The 18,434-nt window shown below is 67.7% G+C and carries 15 protein-coding genes; 10 read left to right on the top strand and 5 right to left on the bottom strand.

The genetic code is table 11. The features are described 5' to 3' along the window. Nucleotides 1-33: 33 nt before the first annotated feature. The gene (dnaE, locus tag ACFJGU_RS20105) at nt 34-3,495 is read left to right on the top strand and encodes a DNA polymerase III subunit alpha (RefSeq protein ID WP_382310453.1); all 3,462 of its coding nucleotides are present in this window, start codon (nt 34-36) and stop codon (nt 3,493-3,495) included. On the opposite strand, the gene ACFJGU_RS20100 is transcribed toward dnaE, so the two are convergent. Together ACFJGU_RS20100 and ACFJGU_RS20095 are read right to left on the bottom strand one after the other, a co-directional pair. Continuing rightward, nucleotides 3,461-4,345, bottom strand: a complete 885-nt coding sequence (locus tag ACFJGU_RS20100) for a type II CAAX prenyl endopeptidase Rce1 family protein (RefSeq protein WP_382306015.1) — start codon at nt 4,343-4,345, stop codon at nt 3,461-3,463. The two genes, dnaE and ACFJGU_RS20100, sit on opposite strands and share 35 nt — an antisense overlap. 70 nt (nt 4,346-4,415) lie before the next feature. Further along, entirely contained in the window at nt 4,416-5,261 is an 846-nt protein-coding gene (locus tag ACFJGU_RS20095) for a helix-turn-helix transcriptional regulator (protein WP_382306013.1), read from the bottom strand. Nucleotides 5,262-5,403: 142 nt separating this feature from the next. Between ACFJGU_RS20095 and ACFJGU_RS20090 the strand changes: the two genes are divergently transcribed. Both ACFJGU_RS20090 and hisD read left to right on the top strand, forming a co-directional pair. Then, entirely contained in the window at nt 5,404-6,372 is a 969-nt protein-coding gene (locus ACFJGU_RS20090) for an SDR family oxidoreductase (RefSeq protein WP_382306011.1), read from the top strand. Between the two features lie 76 nt (nt 6,373-6,448). Further along, on the top strand, nt 6,449-7,756 hold the full coding sequence (gene hisD, locus ACFJGU_RS20085) for a histidinol dehydrogenase (RefSeq protein ID WP_382306010.1): 1,308 nt from the start codon (nt 6,449-6,451) through the stop codon (nt 7,754-7,756). Between the two features lie 104 nt (nt 7,757-7,860). On the opposite strand, the gene ACFJGU_RS20080 is transcribed toward hisD, so the two are convergent. Next, on the bottom strand, nt 7,861-9,486 hold the full coding sequence (locus tag ACFJGU_RS20080; protein ID WP_382306008.1) for an FAD-dependent oxidoreductase: 1,626 nt from the start codon (nt 9,484-9,486) through the stop codon (nt 7,861-7,863). 87 nt (nt 9,487-9,573) lie between these two features. Here ACFJGU_RS20080 and nrdR point away from each other — a divergent pair, with 87 nt between their 5' ends. Together nrdR and ACFJGU_RS20070 are read left to right on the top strand one after the other, a co-directional pair. Further along, on the top strand, nt 9,574-10,068 hold the full coding sequence (nrdR, locus tag ACFJGU_RS20075; RefSeq protein ID WP_382306006.1) for a transcriptional regulator NrdR: 495 nt from the start codon (nt 9,574-9,576) through the stop codon (nt 10,066-10,068). A gap of 4 nt (nt 10,069-10,072) precedes the next feature. After that, nucleotides 10,073-11,119 carry a quinone-dependent dihydroorotate dehydrogenase gene (locus tag ACFJGU_RS20070; protein WP_382306004.1) on the top strand — a complete coding sequence of 349 codons (1,047 nt, stop codon included), beginning with the start codon at nt 10,073-10,075 and terminating at the stop codon, nt 11,117-11,119. Between the two features lie 21 nt (nt 11,120-11,140). Here ACFJGU_RS20070 and ACFJGU_RS20065 read toward each other — a convergent pair whose 3' ends face one another. Next, complete coding sequence (locus ACFJGU_RS20065; protein WP_382306002.1) at nt 11,141-11,710, bottom strand: DUF3043 domain-containing protein; 570 nt, start codon at nt 11,708-11,710, stop codon at nt 11,141-11,143. Nucleotides 11,711-11,746: 36 nt separating this feature from the next. Between ACFJGU_RS20065 and ACFJGU_RS20060 the strand changes: the two genes are divergently transcribed. From ACFJGU_RS20060 to ACFJGU_RS20040, 5 genes are all read left to right on the top strand, one after another. Further along, nucleotides 11,747-13,168 (top strand): dipeptidase, encoded by a 1,422-nt coding sequence (locus ACFJGU_RS20060; RefSeq protein ID WP_382306000.1) that lies wholly within the window; start codon nt 11,747-11,749, stop codon nt 13,166-13,168. A 64-nt stretch (nt 13,169-13,232) separates the two neighbouring features. Next, nucleotides 13,233-13,598, top strand: a complete 366-nt coding sequence (locus ACFJGU_RS20055) for a HesB/IscA family protein (protein ID WP_382305999.1) — start codon at nt 13,233-13,235, stop codon at nt 13,596-13,598. 167 nt (nt 13,599-13,765) lie between these two features. Next, nucleotides 13,766-14,638 carry a cytochrome c oxidase subunit II gene (coxB, locus tag ACFJGU_RS20050; RefSeq protein ID WP_382305998.1) on the top strand — a complete coding sequence of 291 codons (873 nt, stop codon included), beginning with the start codon at nt 13,766-13,768 and terminating at the stop codon, nt 14,636-14,638. A 9-nt stretch (nt 14,639-14,647) separates the two neighbouring features. Beyond that, nucleotides 14,648-16,384, top strand: a complete 1,737-nt coding sequence (gene ctaD / locus ACFJGU_RS20045) for a cytochrome c oxidase subunit I (protein ID WP_382305997.1) — start codon at nt 14,648-14,650, stop codon at nt 16,382-16,384. Nucleotides 16,385-16,387: 3 nt separating this feature from the next. Continuing rightward, complete coding sequence (locus ACFJGU_RS20040) at nt 16,388-16,807, top strand: cytochrome c oxidase subunit 4 (RefSeq protein WP_382305995.1); 420 nt, start codon at nt 16,388-16,390, stop codon at nt 16,805-16,807. 232 nt (nt 16,808-17,039) lie between these two features. Here the strand turns inward: ACFJGU_RS20040 and ACFJGU_RS20035 are convergent, their stop codons facing one another. Beyond that, nucleotides 17,040-18,392: a cell wall-binding repeat-containing protein gene (locus tag ACFJGU_RS20035; protein ID WP_382305993.1), complete on the bottom strand. Its 1,353-nt coding sequence runs from the start codon at nt 18,390-18,392 to the stop codon at nt 17,040-17,042. Nucleotides 18,393-18,434 lie beyond the last annotated feature (42 nt).

Below are 18,434 nucleotides of genomic sequence, written 5' to 3'. Positions count from 1 at the left end.
TTCGTGCACCTGCACGTCCACAGCGAATACTCGATGCTCGACGGCGCGGCCCGCGTGAAACCGCTGATCGAGGCCGCGAAAGAGCAGGGCATGCCGGCCGTCGCGGTCACCGACCACGGCAACGTCTTCGGCGCCTTCGACTTCTGGAAGACCGCCACCGAGGCCGGCATCAAACCGATCATCGGCACCGAGGCCTACCTCACGCCGGGCACCCACCGCGGCGACAAGACGCGCGTGCGCTGGGGCAACGGCGGGGGCGACGACGTGTCCGGCGCCGGTGCCTACACGCACATGACCCTGCTCTCTGAGACCACCGAGGGCATGCACAACCTCTTCCGCCTGAGCAGCAAGGCGAGCATCGAGGGCTACTACTTCAAGCCGCGCATGGACCGCGAGTTGCTCTCCACCTACAGCAACGGCCTCATCGCGACGACGGGCTGCCCGAGCGGCGAGATCCAGACGCGCCTCCGCCTCGGGCAGTACGACGAGGCGGTCAAGGCCGCGGCCGACTTCCGCGACATCTTCGGCAAAGAGAACTTCTTCTGCGAGATCATGGACCACGGTCTCGAGATCGAGCGCCGCATCATGGGCGACCTCATCCGCCTCGCCAAAGAGCTCGACCTCAAGCTCGTCGCCACCAACGACCTCCACTACACGCATGCGCACGACGCGACATCCCACGCCGCCCTGCTCTGCGTGCAGTCGGGCTCGACGCTGAGCGACCCCAACCGCTTCAAATTCGACGCCGACGAGTTCTACCTCAAGAGCGCCCAGGAGATGCGGCAGTTGTTCCGCGACTACCCGGATGCCTGCGACAACACGCTGCTCATCGCCGAGCGGTGCGAGGTCGCCTTCGACACCAGCGCCAACTACATGCCGCGCTACCCCGTTCCGGCGGGGGAGACCGAGGCCACCTGGTTCGAGAAGGAGGTCGAGGCGGGGCTCAAGGAGCGCTACCCGAACGGCGTCTCCCAGGAGGTGCGCGAACGCGCCGACTACGAGGTGGGTGTCATCAAGGGGATGGGCTTCCCCGGCTACTTCCTCGTCGTCGCCGACTTCATCAACTGGTCCAAGCGCAACGGCATCCGAGTCGGACCCGGACGTGGATCGGGCGCCGGGTCGATGGCCGCCTACGCCATGAAGATCACCGACCTCGACCCCCTCGTGCACGGCCTCATCTTCGAGCGCTTCCTCAACCCCGACCGCGTCTCCATGCCCGACTTCGACGTCGACTTCGACGACCGGCGGCGCGGCGAGGTCATCAAGTACGTCACCGAGAAATACGGCGACGAGCGCGTGGCCCAGATCGTGACCTACGGCACCATCAAGGCCAAGCAGGCACTGAAAGACTCGGGCCGCGTGCTCGGCTTCCCCTTCAGCATGGGCGAGAAGCTCACCAAGGCGATGCCGCCGCCCATCATGGGAAAAGACATCCCGCTCTCCGGCATCTTCGACAAGGCTCACCCGCGCTACAAAGAGGCCGTCGACATCCGCACCGTCATCGAGAGCGATCCCGAGGCGCGCACGGTGTTCGACACGGCGCTCGGCATCGAGAACCTCAAGCGCCAGTGGGGCGTGCACGCGGCCGGCGTCATCATGTCGAGCGACCCGCTGATCGACATCATCCCGATCATGAAGCGGGAGCAGGACGGCCAGATCGTCACGCAGTTCGACTACCCGGCGGCCGAGTCGCTCGGGCTCATCAAGATGGACTTCCTGGGGCTGCGCAACCTCACGATCATCGACGACGCGCTCGACAACATCCGCGCCAACCGGGGTGAGAACCTCGTGCTCGAAGACCTCGCGCTCGACGACAAGGCGTCGTACGACCTACTCGCCCGCGGCGACACCCTCGGCGTGTTCCAGCTGGATGGCGGGCCGATGCGCGGTCTCCTCCGCCTGATGAAGCCCGACAACTTCGAAGACATCTCGGCCGTGCTCGCGCTCTACCGCCCGGGCCCCATGGGTGCGGATTCGCACACCAACTACGCCCTGCGCAAGAACGGCATCCAGCCGATCACGCCCATCCACCCCGAGCTCGAAGAGCCGCTGCGCGAGGTGCTCGGCGGCACCTACGGCCTCATCGTCTACCAAGAGCAGGTCATGTCGATCGCGCAGAAACTGGCCGGGTTCACGCTCGCGCAAGCCGATCTGCTGCGCCGCGCGATGGGTAAGAAGAAGAAGAGCGAGCTCGACAAGCAGTACGAGGGCTTCTCGAAGGGCATGCACGACAACGGCTACTCCGAGGCCGCGGTCAAGACGCTGTGGGACATCCTGCTCCCCTTCTCCGACTACGCCTTCAACAAGGCGCACTCCGCCGCCTACGGGGTCATCTCCTACTGGACCGCCTACCTCAAGGCCCACTACCCGGCCGAGTACATGGCGGCGCTGCTGACGAGCGTCGGCGACTCGAAGGACAAGATGGCGCTCTACCTCAGCGAGTGCCGCCGCATGGGCATCAAGGTGCTGCCACCGGATGTGAACGAGTCGATCGGGTTCTTCACCGCCGTCGACACCGACATCCGCTTCGGCATGGGCGCGGTGCGGAACGTCGGGATGAACGTGGTGGAGCTCATCCGCCAGGCCCGCGAGGAGAAGGGCGCCTTCACCTCCTTCGGCGACTTCCTCAAGAAGATCCCGCTCGCGGCCACGAACAAGCGCACCATCGAATCGCTCATCAAGGCCGGCGCCTTCGACTCGCTCGGCTCGACCCGCCGCGCCCTCATCGAGGTGCACGAGGCGATGATCGACAACGCGGTGTCGGAGAAGCGCAACGAGGCCAACGGCCAGGTGGGCTTCGACTTCGACTCGCTGTGGGATGCGCCCGAAGAGGTGCACGAGATCCCCGTGCGCCCCGAGTGGGCCAAGCGCGACAAGCTGGCCTTCGAGCGTGACATGCTCGGGCTCTACGTGTCGGACCATCCGCTCGCCGGTCTCGAGATCCCGCTCGCGAAGGTGGCGTCGACGTCGATCCTCGACCTGCTGGAGAGCGAGCACACCCAAGACGGCGACCAGGTGACGGTGGCGGGCCTCATCACGAGCGTGCAGCACCGCGTGGCGAAGAACTCGGGCAACCAGTACGGCATGATCACCGTCGAGGACTTCAACGGCGAGATCACCGCCATGTTCATGGGCAAGACCTACCAGGAGTTCGGGCCGGCCCTCACCAATGACGCGATCGTGGTGGTGCGGGGGCGCGTGTCGCTCCGCGACGACGGCATGAACCTGCACGCCTTCAGCATGTTCCAGCCCGACCTCGGGCAGGTGGGCACCGCGGGCCCGCTGCAGATCTCGCTGGCCGAGACGCGGGCCACCACCGACACCGTGCAGGCGCTGAACGACGTGCTCATCCGGCATGCCGGCGACACCGAGGTGCGGCTGAAGCTCATCAAGAACGACAACGTGCGCATCTTCGAAGTGCCGTTCGGCGTGAACGTGACGGCCGACCTTTACGGCGAGCTCAAGTCGCTGCTCGGGCCGAACTGCTTGGTGTGATCTCGCCGAAGGCGGCGACCCGGTCGATGCGGCCGCGCACGAAGATGATCGCGACGATGCCGAAGATCATCACGGCATAGTTGGCGAGGTTCGCGATCGGCGCGAGCGGACCAGGGTGCAAGGTGCCGCTCGTGGCATCCACGGCTCCGTTCAGCAGGATGAGGCTCGGGTCGGTCGAGGCGTGCAGCAGGATCGGCCAGATGAGGTTGCCCGTCACCCGCAGCGCGACGTACATCGTCACACCGAAGAGGAAGGTGTAGACGACGGTGAAGGCCACCGCGAACACGCTCTGACCGGTGAGGATGTTGCCCGAGTGCAGCGCTGCGAACAGGAGCGACGAGAGCAGCATCACCGACCGCTCCCCGTATCCGCCGCGCCGCAGCAGGTTCACGGCGAAGCCTCGCGTGAGCACCTCCTCGGCGAACCCGATGCAGAGTCCCGCGACGAGCACGGTCACCGCGGCGCCGGCATCCCAGCCGGCCCAGTCGACGCTCGCGAAACGCAGCAGGTTGAACACGACCACCACCGCGACACCGATCCACATCCACCACGATCCGCGGATCGGCTGGCGCCCGAAGAGCTCCTTCAGCCAGCCCAGAGCAAGGGCGAAGAGCACGAGCAGGATGCCGCCCACGAGGATCGGGGCGGCGAGCACGATGAAGACGCTCAACCCGTCGGCGTAGGGGTTCTTCGCATCGGCGAAGTGCCCGAAGAGAGCGTAGATGACGACGCCGGCCAGCTGGTACAGCCCGTAATACACGGCGACCACGAGCAGCGCCTTCCACCACCCGCCCCGGTTCCAGAACCGGTGCCACGCCGACGTCCGCTCTTCCGCCCTCACCGGTTCCACCGGCATCCCCTTCCCCGGAGCCGTGCCTCGGCCCCCTCATCCACCCTAGGGCGAAGAGGTCGCGCCACCGCTACTCGACGAGGGTCTGCGTGCCGAGCACGACCGCCAGGGCGAGTCGTTCGGCATCCTCGGTGCCCGGTTCGGCCGTGTAGATCATGACCCGCAGGTCGTCGCCGGAGACGACGAGGGTGTCGCAGTCGAGGGTGATGCGGCCGACGGCTGGATGTTCCACCACTTTTCGCCGAGCCGGATCGTGCCGGGGCACGGTGTCGCCCGATTCCCACAAGGTCGCGAACCGCGGGCTCAGGGCGGCGAGTTCGCGGACGAGTCGGTGAAGCGTTCGATCGGAGGGATAGCGTGCCGCGGTCAGCCGCAGCTCGGCCACGAGGCTCGCCTCGAACGCGGCCTTCTCCTCGGCGGTCATCACCGTGCGGGTGCCCGGCCCCACGAGGTTGCGCCAGATGGCGTTGCGTTCGATGCCGCGCGCGCTCGTGCTCACGCCCATCAACGCCTCGTAGGGCGGGTTGGCGACGATCAGCGTCATCGCGGCGTCGTAGACGGCGAGAGGTGTGTTCGAGAAACGGTCGAGCAGGCGCTGCACGCTCGGCGAGATGCGAGTGGGCACGACGTCGAGGCCGGGGGCGGTCTGCCCCGCCAGGCGATAGAAGAGCTCGCGGTCGGCATCGCCCAGCCGGAGCGCGCGGGCGAGCGCCTCCACCACCTGGGCGGACGGCGCGGTCGCGCGACCCTGCTCGAGGCGCGTCAGGTAGTCAGTCGAGATCCCGGCGAGGGCGGCGAGCTCTTCGCGGCGAAGGCCCGTCGCCCGCCGGCGGCCGCCCGTGGACAGGCCGACGGTCGCGGGTGCCACCGCGTCTCGCCGGCGGCGCAGCATCCGGCCGAACTCCCACGATTCCATTCCTCCAGTCTGCGCCCCGGTCGCGCCGTTGTCCTGGGTCTGCCGTTCCTACGACAACGGGACGACTGGCTGACCGACTGCTCGGGATCGAGACTCGAAGCATCGACGACGGGCCGGAGCGGCCCACCAAGGAGCGACCATCATGTCTCAACAGCACGTCCTCGTGACCGGCGGATCGGGTTTCATCGCCGGGCACAGCATCCTGCAGCTCATCGAACAGGGCCACCAGGTGCGCACCACCGTGCGCTCGGCGGCCCGGGAGAGCGCGGTCCGTGCCGTGCTCGAGGATGCCGGTCTGGCGCATCCGGAAGCCCTCGAGTTCGTCACAGCCGACCTCCTGGACGACGATGGCTGGCCCGCAGCCGTCGACGGCGTGGATGTCGTGCTGCACATGGCGTCGCCGGTGCTGCCGGGGCACGTCGAGAACGAAGACGACGTGATCCGGCCCGCCGTCGACGGTGCGCTGCGCGTGCTGCGAGCGGCGCGCGACGCCGGTGTGAAGCGCGTGGTGCTCACGTCGGCGTTCCACGCCGTGAGCTGGGGCTACCCGCCGAGCGACCACGTGTTCACCGAAGACGACTGGACGATCCTCGACGGCCCTGACGTCGACGCCTACGGCAAGAGCAAGACCCTGGCCGAGCGGGCCGCCTGGGAGTTCATCACCGCTGAGGGCGGCCCGATGGAGCTCACCACGTTGCTGCCCGTCGCGGTGATGGGAGCAGAGATCTCCGGCGCGAACCAGATCGTGCAACGGATGCTCGCCGGTGAGTTGCCGGCCTTCCCGCCGCTGTGGATTCCGGTCGTCGACGTGCGCGACGTGGCTGCGGCGCACGTTCTCGCCATGACCGCGACCGGCGTGGCCGGTGAGCGGCTGCTGCTCTCGGACGGGCCCGCGCTGCCGCTCGCGGAGATCGGCGCTCTGCTGCGCGAGCGGCTCGGCGCGGCGGCGGCGGGGGTGCCGACGCACTCGATGCCCGGCGACCCGGGGCGGCCCAAGCTCACGTCGAACCAGAAGGCGCGCCGGGTGCTCGGCTGGGAGCCGCGCCCCGCTGCCGACGCGATCGTGGCGGCGGCCGGGAGCATGATCGCGAAGCACCTCGTCGGAAACTGACCGGATGCCGCGGGAGAGACGAACGTGCGACGAACCGCCGCGAACCACGGTGTGGCGTCGGTAGGCTGGACGGGCCATGATCCAGACCATCGACCTCCGCGGCCGCACCCTGTCCCGTTCCGAGCTCGCCGCCGTCGTGCCGCGTGCCGACACCGACGTGTCGGTGGCTGCCGAGGCCGCCGCCGCGATCGTCGAGGCGGTGCGCACCGACGGGCTCGTCGCCCTGCGCGATCAGGCCGAGCGCTTCGACGGCGTGGTGCCCGAGCACGTGCGCGTGCCCGCCCAGCACATCGCCGAGGCCGTCGCGGGGCTCGATCCCGCGGTGCGGGCCGCGCTCGACGAGGCGATCGTGCGCGTGCGCCAGGCGACGGCGGCCCAGATCCCCGAGGGCCGACTCACGACGCTCGCCGACGGCGCTGTCGTCGAACAGCGCTGGCACCCGGTGCAGCGCGTCGGCCTCTACGTTCCCGGCGGCAAGGCGGTCTACCCGTCCAGCGTCGTGATGAACGTCGTCCCGGCGCAGTCGGCCGGCGTCGGCTCGATCGCCATCAGCTCACCGCCGCAGAAGGACTTCGCGGGCCGCGTGCACCCCACCATCCTGGCCGCTGCCGGTCTTCTCGGCGTCGACGAGGTCTACGCCATCGGGGGAGCGGGTGCGATCGGCGCGCTGGCCTTCGGGGTGCCGGAGATCGGACTCGATCCCGTCGACGTCATCACCGGTCCCGGCAACGTCTTCGTGGCCGCCGCCAAGCGCGTGGTGCGCGGCACCGTCGGCATCGACTCCGAGGCGGGGCCCACCGAGATCCTGATCATCGCGGATGCCGCGGCCGACCCCTCCTTCGTCGCTGCCGACCTGGTGAGCCAGGCCGAGCACGACGAGCTGGCCGCCGCCGTGCTCGTCACCGACTCCGTCGCACTCGCCGAGGCGGTCGTCGCCGAACTCTCCGGCGTCGCGGCCCAGACCAAGCACGCCGAGCGGGTGGCCGTCGCCCTCGACGGGCCGCAGTCGGCCATCGTGCTGGTCGACTCCATCGCCGTGGCCGCCGCGTTCAGCAACGCCTACGGTCCCGAGCACCTCGAGATCCAGACCGCCGACCCGGATGCCACGCTCCGCGACATCCACGACGCCGGCGCAATCTTCCTCGGCGCCTACTCACCGGTCAGCCTCGGCGACTACCTCGCCGGCTCGAACCACGTGCTCCCCACCGGCGGCCAGTCGCGCTTCTCCTCGGGCCTCGGCGCGTACACCTTCCTGCGCCCGCAACAGGTCATCCGCTACGACCGCCCGGCCCTGCGCGTCGTGGCCGACCGGATCGTCGCCCTCTCCACCGCCGAGAACCTCCCGGCCCACGGCGAGGCCGTCACCGCCCGCTTCGCCCGATAGCAGCGCTCGGCACTCGGACGCCGGTCGGAAACCGCACGTCTGACTGACACCGAACCCGCAGAGGCCGCGGTCGCTGCGACGTTTGCGTTTTTCAACAGTCAGGGCTAGAGCAGCGCCCGGTGCACCGACGCCACCGCGCTCGAACCCTCGCCGACCGCGGCCGCGACACGCTTCATCGAGCCACGACGGACGTCGCCCGCCGCGAACACGCGCGGGACCGACGTCTCGAAGGGCAACGGCTCGCGCCCGAGGTTCTGCCAGGCGAGCGACTGCGCGGCGAGGTCGGCTCCGGTGCGCAGGAAGCCGTCGACGTCGCGGTCGAGCGCCGTCAACCACCCCGTGGCGGGATCGGCGCCGATGAAGCAGAACAGACCGCGCGCATCCACCTCTCCCACGCTGTCGATGCGCACCCGCTCGAGCGAATCGCGGCCGTCGAGACCGACCACCCGTGAGCCCGTGTGCACCTGCACCCGCGAGTCCTCCTGGAGCCGGTCGACGAGGTAGGCCGACATCCGGCTCCCGAGGTCGCTACCGCGCACCACCAGATGCACGGGGCATCCGTTCGCCGCGAGATAGAGGGATGCCTGTCCCGCGGAGTTCGCCCCGCCCACCACCACGACGGGGGAGTCGCTCACCTGCCGCAGTTCGAGCTGGGTCGCCGCGTAGTAGATGCCGGTACGCTCGAACTCCTCCCAGCGGTCGAGATTGAGGGTGCGGTAGGCCGCGCCCGCCGTCACGATCGCCGTGCGCGCCCGGATGACCGCGCCGTCGGCCAGCGTCACCTCGAGCACGTCACCGCTGCTGTCGAGCGCCACGGCCTCGCAGGGCGCGTAGACCCGCACGCCGAACTTGAGCGCCTGCAGGCACGCCTGACCGATGAGGTCGCGGCCGCTCACCCCGAAGGGGAAGCCGAGGAAGTTCTCGATGCGCGAGGTCGCCGCCGCCTGCCCGCCGGGCGCGATCGCGTCGACCAGCACCGTGCTGAGACCCTCGGATGCGCCGTAGATCGCTGCAGCGAGACCGGCCGGCCCGCCGCCGATCACCACGAGATCGGCGATCTCGTCGGCCTGTGCCCGATAGCTCAATCCGAGCCGCTCCGAGACGACCCCGGGCGTCGCACGCCTGATCGGCTCGCCTTGGACGAACGCGACCGGCAGGTCGTCCGCACCGATGTCGTGGCCGGTCAGCGCGCCCAGCTCGCCGGGCGGGAGCTCGGCGGCGACGTGGACGAGATCGAGGCGCTCGGCGAAGCGGCGCAGGGCGAGGAAGTCGCGATCGGAACCGCGCCCCACGAACTTGAGGGTGAGCGCGGCCGGTCCGCGCCGGAGGCTCTCACGCCGAGCCCACAGAGCGTGCAGCACGATGTCGCCGAGTTCGTCGTCGTCGTCCATCAGGCTGCGCAATTCGGTGCGCGACACCCGGAGGATGCGCCCGGCCTGGCTCATGCGGGCGGACAGGAAGGCGCCCTGCCCGTTCAGCAGCCCGAGCTCGCCCACGAATGAGCGCGGGCCCATCCGGGCGATGACGCTCTCGTCGACCCAGCCCAACGAATCGCGCACCACCTCCACCTCGCCCGACTCCACGAGGATCAGGTCGTAGTCACGGTCGCCCGAACGGAAGAGGTAGTCGCCCGCGGCGACGTCCTCCTCGGTCCCGAATGCGAGCAGGCGCGTCCACTGCTCATCGGTGAGTCGGGGCTGCTGCACGGGGTCCAGGGCGGCGGGTTCCATGGCTGACATGCTAGCCAGTACCGGAGGTCGGAGGGAGGTTCTCCCACCGACCGCGCGGATGCGGTGAGCCGGTACGATTGAGCTGCCATGTACTGCCCCTATTGCCGCTACCCCGACTCCCGCGTCGTCGACTCGCGCACGACCGACGACGGTCTCGCCATCCGCCGTCGCCGTCAGTGCCCCGATTGCGGCCGCCGATTCAGCACCACCGAGACCGCCTCGCTCAGCGTGATCAAGCGATCCGGCGTGGTCGAGCCGTTCAGCCGCGAGAAGATCGTGTCGGGCGTGCGCAAGGCCTGCCAGGGCCGGCCTGTCACCGACAGCGATCTCGCCGTGCTCGCCCAGCGGGTCGAGGAGACCGTCCGCCTCTCGGGCGCCGCGCAGATCGAGGCCAACGACATCGGCCTGGCCATCCTCCAGCCGCTGCGCGAACTCGACGAGGTGGCCTACCTCCGTTTCGCGAGCGTCTACCAGGGCTTCGATTCGCTCGACGACTTCGAAGCCGCGATCACCCTGCTCAGAGTGGAGCACGACCAGGCCGCCACCGGTGTCACCGCCGACGGCTCCGCCACTCCTGAGTAGCCGTATGTACGAGCTGCTCTTCCGGCACGTGCTGTCGAGGATGGATCCGGAGCGCGCGCATCACCTCGCCTTCGACGTCATCCGCGCCATCCCCTTCCTCAAGCTCGACGGCGTCGTGGCCCGCTTCACGAAGAGCCCCGTCGACCTCTCGGTCCACGCGCTCGGTCTGCACTTCCCGACCCCGTTCGGGCTCGCGGCCGGTTTCGACAAAGACGGCAAGGCCATCCGCGGATTCGGTGCGCTCGGCTTCGGTCACGTCGAGGTGGGCACCATCACGGCACGGCCCCAGCCCGGCAATCCGCGTCCGCGGCTGTTCCGGCTGATCCCGGATCGCGCGGTCGTCAACCGCATGGGCTTCAACAACTCGGGAGCCGCCGCCGCCTCGCTGCGACTGGCGCGCGTGCGCTCGCTCACGCATCCCCGACCCGTCATCGGCGTGAACATCGGCAAGAGCCGCGTGGTGGAGGTGGATGACGCGATCGACGACTACCGGCAGAGCGCCCGTGCCCTGGCCCCGATGGCCGACTACCTCGTGGTGAACGTCAGCTCGCCGAACACGCCGGGGCTCCGTGGGCTCCAGGAGCTCGAGAAGCTCGCGCCTCTGCTCTCCGCCGTGAAGGCCGAGGCGGGCGCGACGCCCCTGCTCGTGAAGATCGCTCCCGATCTCAGCGATGACGAGGTGCTGGCGATCTCGCGGCTCGCGGTCTCGCTGGGGCTCGACGGCATCATCGCCACGAACACCACGATCTCCCGCGAGGGGTTGAAGACCGACCCGGCCGTGATCGAGGCGGCGGGCGCCGGCGGATTGTCGGGCGCCCCGCTCGTGACCCGCTCGCTCGAGGTGCTGAAGCTCATCCGCTCCGTCGTGCCCGCTGAACTCTGCGTCATCTCGGTCGGGGGAGTCGACACCGCCTACGACGTCGACCAGCGCCTGGCCGCGGGCGCGACCCTCGTGCAGGGCTACACGGCGTTCCTCTATCGCGGCCCGCTGTGGGCGCGGAGCATCAACATCGGCCTCGCACGCCTCCGCAAGACGCGCCAAGGGGAGTGAACCCGGCGAACCGGGCGAGGATCAGCTGGGGTACTGGCCGCGCTTGACCTGCGGCTTCGGCAGGCGGAGGCGGCGGAACTGCAGGGCGCGCATCGTGGCGTACCAGCGCACCTTCTCCACCTTGTCGGCGCCGAACTTCTCGCGCATCTTCTTCATCAGACGCATGCCGAGGAAGAGGCTGTCGCCGATGACGATCACGACGAAGGCGTAGAGGCCGAGCATCACGCCGGCCTGCACCTCCGGCATCGGAACGAGGGTGAGAAGGATGACGACGAACATCACCGGGATGAGGAACTCGCCCAGGTTGAAGCGGGCGTCGACGTAGTCGCGCACGTAACGACGCTGCACGCCCTTGTCGCGGGCGGGAAGGTACTTCTCGTCGCCGTTGGCCATGCCCACGCGCGCCTTGTCGCGCAGCTCCTGCTGGCGGCGCTTGTAATCCCGGCTCGCTTCCTTGCGATCGGAGGGAACGAGGGGACGCTTGTTGGCCGCCTCACGCTCCTTGCGGGTGGGGGTCGCGTGACCCTTGCCCGACTGCTCCTCCACAGGAGCCTCGATGGGCGCTTCGGTCGTGCTGGATTTCTTTGCCACGGTGTCCTCGTTCGTTCGTCTCTTAAGATTACCTGCATGACTGACAGCAGTGGCTCCTCGTTCGCCCAGAATCCGCCGGAGGACGCTCTCGAAGCGGCTCTCGCCGAGAGCGTCGAGCTCGGCCTCCCCGCGAGCATCGCCGACCTCAGCGCTCTGGTGCGCATCCCCTCCGTCTCGTGGGCGGCGTTCGATCCCGCCCACGTCGAGGCCAGCGCTGACGCGGTCGCGGAGCTCTTCCGTTCGACGGGCGCGTTCGAGGCGGTCGACGTGCTGCGCGCCTCCACGGAGTCGGGTGAGCTCGGCCAGCCCGCCGTGCTCGCCACGCGGCCGGCGAAGAACGGCAAGCCCACCGTGCTGCTCTACGCGCACCACGACGTGCAGCCTCCCGGGCAGGACGCCGACTGGGATTCGCCGCCCTACGAACCCACCGTGCGGGGCGACCGTCTCTACGGCCGCGGTGCCGCCGACGACAAGGCGGGCGTGGTGTCGCACCTCGCTTCGGTGCGCGCCCTCGCGGCGGTGGCCGGAGCCGACTTCGACCTCGGTCTCGTGGTGTTCATCGAGGGCGAGGAGGAGTTCGGCTCGCGCTCCTTCGCGAACTTCCTCGAGACCAACCGCGATCGGCTGGCCGCCGACGTCATCGTCGTGGCCGATTCCGACAACTGGGACACGGAGACCCCCTCGCTCACCATCAGCCTGCGGGGAAACGTCACCTTCAAGCTCACCGTCTCCACCCTCGCGCACGCCTCGCACTCCGGCATGTTCGGGGGAGCGGTGCCGGATGCGATGCTGGCCACCATCCGCCTGCTCAGTACTTTCCACGACGCCGACGGTTCGGTCGCGGTCGCCGGACTCACCTCGCGCCCGATCACCGCGCCGGAGTACACGGAGGAGACGCTCCGCGCCGAGGCCGGCCTGCTCGACGGCGTGCAGCCGATCGGCACCGGTTCGATCCTGTCGCGGCTGTGGGCCGGGCCGTCGATCACCGTCACCGGCATCGACGCGCCGACCGTGGCCAACGCGTCGAACACCCTCTCGCCGAGCGTCTCCGTGCGGGTGAGCGCCCGGATCGCGCCCGGACAGGAGGCGTCCGACGCCCTGGCCGCGCTCGAGGCGCACATCCGCTCGCACGCGCCGTTCGGGGCGCACGTGGAGATCAGCGATGTCGACACAGGCAACCCGTTCCTCGTCGACACCTCCGGCTGGGCCGTGTCCGCGGCGAAAGACGCGATGCGCGACGCCTGGGGTGCCGAGCCGGTCGAGGCGGGCGTCGGCGGGTCGATCCCGTTCATCGCCGACCTGGTGCGGGTGTTCCCCGAGGCGCAGATCCTCGTCACGGGCGTCGAAGACCCGCACACCCGCGCGCACAGCCCCAACGAGTCGCTCCACCTCGGCGTCTTCAAGCGGGCCATCGGCGCGGAGGCCCTTCTGCTGCTCCGCCTCAACTCCCGGGAATAGATGCGGCGACCGCCCCGTTGCCGGAGTTAGACTTCTTCCATACTTCCGAACGAATGGAGTGCACATGAGTGAGACAACGCTGACCGCCGCGGTCGAAGCGCCGGCGCACAAGGTGGGCATCACCCCCGCTGCGGGCGAGAAGGTGCGCAGCCTCCTCGAGCAGGAGGGTCGCGACGACCTGCGTCTGCGTGTCGCCGTGCAGCCCGGCGGATGCTCGGGGCTCATCTACCAGCTCTACTTCGACGAGCGCATGCTCGACGGAGACGGTGTGGTCGATTTCGACGGCGTCGAGGTCATCGTCGACAAGATGAGCGTCCCCTACCTCGAGGGCGCCACCATCGACTTCGAAGACACGATCCAGAAGCAGGGCTTCACGATCGACAACCCGAACGCCTCCGGAAGCTGCGCGTGTGGAGACTCGTTCCACTGAGTCACGACGCGAATCCGCGGATTCAGGGGCTGTTCCTTCGGGAACGGCCCCTTTTTCGTGCCTGTCGCACGCGCATCCGGTGCGCCTGTGGCAACGGCGGCGACCTCGACCCAGTAGGCTAGGACAAGGTCAAATACACTGTGGTGTAGCTTCCCGAAAGGTCTGTGGTGCGCTCTAACCGACGTCTCCGATGGGCCGCGATTCCAATCGCGGCGCTCCTGTCCGTTGTCTTGGCCGGGTGCACCCAGGAGCAGCTGCAAGGCTGGCTCCCGACTGAACCCGGCACCACCAACAACGTCGACCGGGTGATCGGCCTCTGGGTCACGTCCTGGATCGTGTTGCTCGTGGTCGGTGTCCTCACCTGGGGCCTCACCATCTGGGCCATCGTGGTCTACCGCCGCCGCAAGGGCCAGACCGGCCTCCCGGTGCAGCTGCGCTACAACATGCCGATCGAGATCTTCTACACGATCGTGCCGCTCATCCTCGTGCTCGGCTTCTTCGCCTTCACGGCGCGCGACCAGAGCGCGATCGAGGCGAAGTACGACAGCCCCGACGTGAAGATCCAGGTCTTCGGCAAGCAGTGGGCGTGGGACTTCAACTACGTCGACGAGAACGTCTACTCGCCCGGCGTCCAGGGCCAGGAGAACCCGGATGACGCGAACGGCTCGCTCGTCGAGTCCGAGATCCCGGTGCTCTACCTGCCCGTCGGCAAGAAGGTCGAGATCGAGCTCCAGTCGCGCGACGTCATCCACTCTTTCTGGGTCATCGACTTCCTCTACAAGAAGGACATGCTGCCCGGCAAGACGAACTACATGTACGTCACGCCCGAGCGTGAAGGAACCTTCAGCGGCAAGTGCGCCGAGCTCTGCGGTGAATACCACTCGATGATGCTCTTCAATGTGAAGGTCGTCTCGCAGCAGGAGTACGACGACTACATCCAGTCCTTGAAAGACGCCGGTCAAGAGGGTCAGCTGGGCCCGGAGTACAACCGCAACCAGAACCTCCCGGGCATCGGCACGCCCGCGCACGAAGAAGAGTAGGAGCGCGCCATGACAGCAACAGTGGCGGTATCGCCCGGCACCGCGACCCCGATTCCGACTCCGTCGAAGTCGGTGGGCCGCAAGGGCAACATCTTCATCAAGTGGATCACCTCCACCGACCACAAGACCATCGGGTACATGTACCTGATCGCCTCGTTCCTCTTCTTCTGCCTCGGTGGCGTGATGGCGCTGGTCATCCGCGCCCAGCTGTTCGAGCCGGGTCTCGAGCTCCTGCAGACGAAAGACCAGTACAACCAGCTCTTCACGATGCACGGCACGATCATGCTGCTGATGTTCGCGACGCCGCTGTTCGCCGGCTTCGCCAACGTCATCATGCCGCTGCAGATCGGTGCTCCGGATGTCGCGTTCCCGCGTCTGAACGCGTTCGCGTTCTGGCTGTTCCTGTTCGGTTCGCTGATCGCCGTCTCCGGCTTCCTCACCCCGCAGGGTGCGGCGTCGTTCGGCTGGTTCGCCTACGCGCCCTTGTCGTCGACGACGTTCACGCCGGGTGACGGTGGAAACATGTGGGTGTTCGGTCTCGGGCTCTCGGGCTTCGGCACCATCCTCGGTGCGGTCAACTTCATCACCACGATCATCACGCTGCGTGCCCCGGGCATGACCATGTTCCGCATGCCGATCTTCACCTGGAACATCCTGGTGACATCGATCCTCGTGCTGATGGCCTTCCCGGTCCTGGCCGCCGCGCTCTTCGCCCTCGGTGCCGACCGCGTGTTCGGTGCCCACGTCTACGACGCGGCGAACGGCGGTGTGCTGCTCTGGCAGCATCTGTTCTGGTTCTTCGGGCATCCGGAGGTCTACATCATCGCGCTGCCGTTCTTCGGCATCGTCTCCGAGGTGTTCCCTGTCTTCAGCCGCAAGCCGATCTTCGGCTACAAGACGCTGATCTATGCCACGATCTCCATCGCGGCGCTCTCGGTCACGGTGTGGGCGCACCACATGTACGTCACCGGTTCGGTGCTGCTGCCCTTCTTCGCGCTGATGACAATGCTCATCGCCGTGCCGACGGGTGTGAAGATCTTCAACTGGATCGGCACGATGTGGCGAGGGTCCGTGACCTTCGAGACACCGATGATCTGGGCCATCGGCTTCTTGATCACCTTCACCTTCGGTGGGCTGACCGGCGTCATCCTGGCTTCGCCGCCGCTCGACTTCCACGTCTCCGACACCTACTTCGTGGTGGCGCACTTCCACTACGTGGTGTTCGGAACCGTCGTGTTCGCCATGTTCTCCGGGTTCTACTTCTGGTGGCCGAAGTGGACGGGCAAGATGCTCAACGAGCGCCTCGGGCACTGGCACTTCTGGTTGCTGTTCATCGGCTTCCACACCACGTTCCTGATCCAGCACTGGCTGGGCGTCATCGGTATGCCGCGTCGTTACGCGACCTATCAGCCGGAAGACGGCTTCACCTGGATGAACCAGTTGTCGACGATCGGTGCGTTCATCCTCGCGGCCTCGATGATTCCGTTCTTCCTGAACGTGTACATCACGGCCCGCAAGGCGCCGAAGGTCACCGTGAACGACCCGTGGGGCTACGGCCGCTCGCTCGAGTGGGCCACGTCGTGCCCGCCGCCGCGGCACAACTTCACCTCGATCCCGCGTATCCGTTCGGAGTCGCCCGCGTTCGACCTCAACCACCCGGAGGCCGGCATCCCCGTCGGCGTCGGGCCGGCGAAGGACGCCCCGGATGCCCCCACGTACGACCTCTCGCAGAGCAAGGTGAAGTAAGGCATGAGAGCCAATACCAATCTCTTCTGGATCCTGTTCGCCTTCATGCTGTTGGCCGACGCGGCCTACACCGTGTGGTCGTTGATCTGGTACGAGGGTCAGGTCGAGTGGGTCGGAACGGTCGGTATCGGCCTGGCGGCGATCCTGTCAGCGTTCCTCGCCTTCTACCTGGGTCGTGTGCACAAGGCGCAGGGTGCGGAGCTGCCTGAAGACCTCCTCGACTCGAACATCGACGACGGAGACCCCGAGATGGGCTTCTACAGCCCGTGGAGCTGGTGGCCCATCATCCTGGCCGGTGGCGGCGCCCTCATGGTGCTCGGCCTCGCGGTCGGCTTCTGGATCTCCTTCATCGCCGGAGCCCTGCTCCTCGTCGCGATCGTCGGCTGGGTCTTCGAGTACTACCGCGGCTACTTCGCCCGCTAGTCCTCCGCGCCCTACGTCGAAGGCCCGCCCCTCACCCGGGGCGGGCCTTCGACGTTCCACTTGACCATATAGGGCGCCCGAACCGGATGGACTCTCGCGGCTGGTCGGCCCCCACCGTCCATCCACTCCGCACGCCGGCCCTGATCGTCCATCCACTCCGCACGCCGCGCACTGGTGAAGCAGGAAGGCCCCGTTCACCACGAGTGGTCAACGGGGCCCCAGGTGCTGGCTCTTATGAGCAGAGCGGCAGGTTCTCGAGGTTCGCGTCGAGGCTGTTCGGCCCGCCCAGCAGCACGATGTGCTTCGGGGCCAACCGTCGCACCTGAGCGGCGACCTCGGGCTGCACACAGTTCTTGCGCACCAGGAGGATGGGGGAGCCGTCGATGCCCGCGAGCACTCCGCCGGCGAGGGCGTCGGGGTAGTTGGCGCCGGTGGCGAAGTAGATCGTGTCGACGGGGGCCGTGTAGTTCGCGGCGGTGATGTTGGCTGAGACGACGAAGCGGTCGAAGCCTTCGATGCGCGAGAGTGCCCCGGTCACCGACTTGATGTCAGCTGCTACGGCCGCGGACAGTGTGTCCTCGCCGCCGAAGACGGTGGCACTGGTGACGCCACGCGATGTCAGCAGAGCCTTCTCAACGGCACTGATTGCCGTCGCTTCGCCATTGACGAGCAGAACCGGGGTCTTGATCTTGGCGGCCGCGGGGCTAGCGCTCAGGGCGTCGGGAAACTTCAGCCCGCTGGCCACGGAGATCGAGGTCGACGCCATCGCCCCGAACTTCGGATTGCTGATGAGGTTCCGCGAAACCTCGAAGCGGTCCGCGCCGCCGATGCGCGTCACCTTGGGGTGACTCGACATGGCGTGCAGTTCATCCTCGACCTTCCGGGTCAATGAGTTCTCCCCGCCGACAAGCACCACGTCGGCGGCCTGGAACAGGTTGACGACGTTGTAGGCGTAGTTGGTGAACCCGCTCGAGGTAGCCAGCACCAGCGGTGCATTGTGCTGGGCAGCGATGGCGGACGCGCTGAGCGCATCCGAGTAGTTCTCCCCGCTCGCCACGTAGACAAGCGGTGTCTTGGCCGGCGCAATCAACTGCGCGATGTGCGCGGCGACCTCGTAACGATCGTCACCGTCAATGCGTTCGACGATCGACGTCGACGGCACGATGTCCATGACGCAGGTCTTGTCGCCTGCTCCTCCGACATTGTTGGCGAAGTGGAGATGGAACGCGTAGCTGCCGACTTTCGTGGGAGTACCAGCGATCCGCGGGCTCGAACCACTGGTGTCGTCGATGACAAGGCCATCGGGCAGCGCCCCCGATGTGATTGATGCGTCGAAGCCCGATCCCGACCCACCATCCAGCACTTCGTGGGAGACGACGGTGCCGATCTTCGTGATCTGGGGCGGGCAGATGATGATCCCCGGGCCGGATACGGCCGATGCGGAGAGAGGAGAAGTGAGCGCGGTGCTGAGGGCAACGGCGGCGAGGGACACAGACGCCAAAAGGGTGTTTCGGCGTCTGCTGGAGTTGCTTCGGGTCGGGATCATGAGGAGGCCTTCGAATCGTAGATGGATAGTCCTACGCAAGCCTGTTCGCCTCAAGGCGCCGGGTGTTATGAGCAATTGGTA

Origin of the sequence: Herbiconiux sp. UC225_62 (assembly GCF_042694625.1) — a bacterium.
Taxonomy (GTDB): domain Bacteria; phylum Actinomycetota; class Actinomycetes; order Actinomycetales; family Microbacteriaceae; genus Herbiconiux.
Note: the sequence above shows the minus strand (reverse complement) of the source record. Positions and strands in the feature narration are given on the sequence as shown.

Coding starts and splice junctions, on each gene's coding strand:
- dnaE (WP_382310453.1), top strand. CDS start 34: ATGCTCGACGGCGCGGCCCGCGTGAAACCGCTGATCGAGGCCGCGAAA.
- ACFJGU_RS20095 (WP_382306013.1), bottom strand. CDS start 5,261: ATGGAATCGTGGGAGTTCGGCCGGATGCTGCGCCGCCGGCGAGACGCG.
- ACFJGU_RS20090 (WP_382306011.1), top strand. CDS start 5,404: ATGTCTCAACAGCACGTCCTCGTGACCGGCGGATCGGGTTTCATCGCC.
- hisD (WP_382306010.1), top strand. CDS start 6,449: ATGATCCAGACCATCGACCTCCGCGGCCGCACCCTGTCCCGTTCCGAG.
- ACFJGU_RS20080 (WP_382306008.1), bottom strand. CDS start 9,486: ATGGAACCCGCCGCCCTGGACCCCGTGCAGCAGCCCCGACTCACCGAT.
- nrdR (WP_382306006.1), top strand. CDS start 9,574: ATGTACTGCCCCTATTGCCGCTACCCCGACTCCCGCGTCGTCGACTCG.
- ACFJGU_RS20070 (WP_382306004.1), top strand. CDS start 10,073: ATGTACGAGCTGCTCTTCCGGCACGTGCTGTCGAGGATGGATCCGGAG.
- ACFJGU_RS20060 (WP_382306000.1), top strand. CDS start 11,747: ATGACTGACAGCAGTGGCTCCTCGTTCGCCCAGAATCCGCCGGAGGAC.
- ACFJGU_RS20055 (WP_382305999.1), top strand. CDS start 13,233: ATGAGTGAGACAACGCTGACCGCCGCGGTCGAAGCGCCGGCGCACAAG.
- ctaD (WP_382305997.1), top strand. CDS start 14,648: ATGACAGCAACAGTGGCGGTATCGCCCGGCACCGCGACCCCGATTCCG.
- ACFJGU_RS20040 (WP_382305995.1), top strand. CDS start 16,388: ATGAGAGCCAATACCAATCTCTTCTGGATCCTGTTCGCCTTCATGCTG.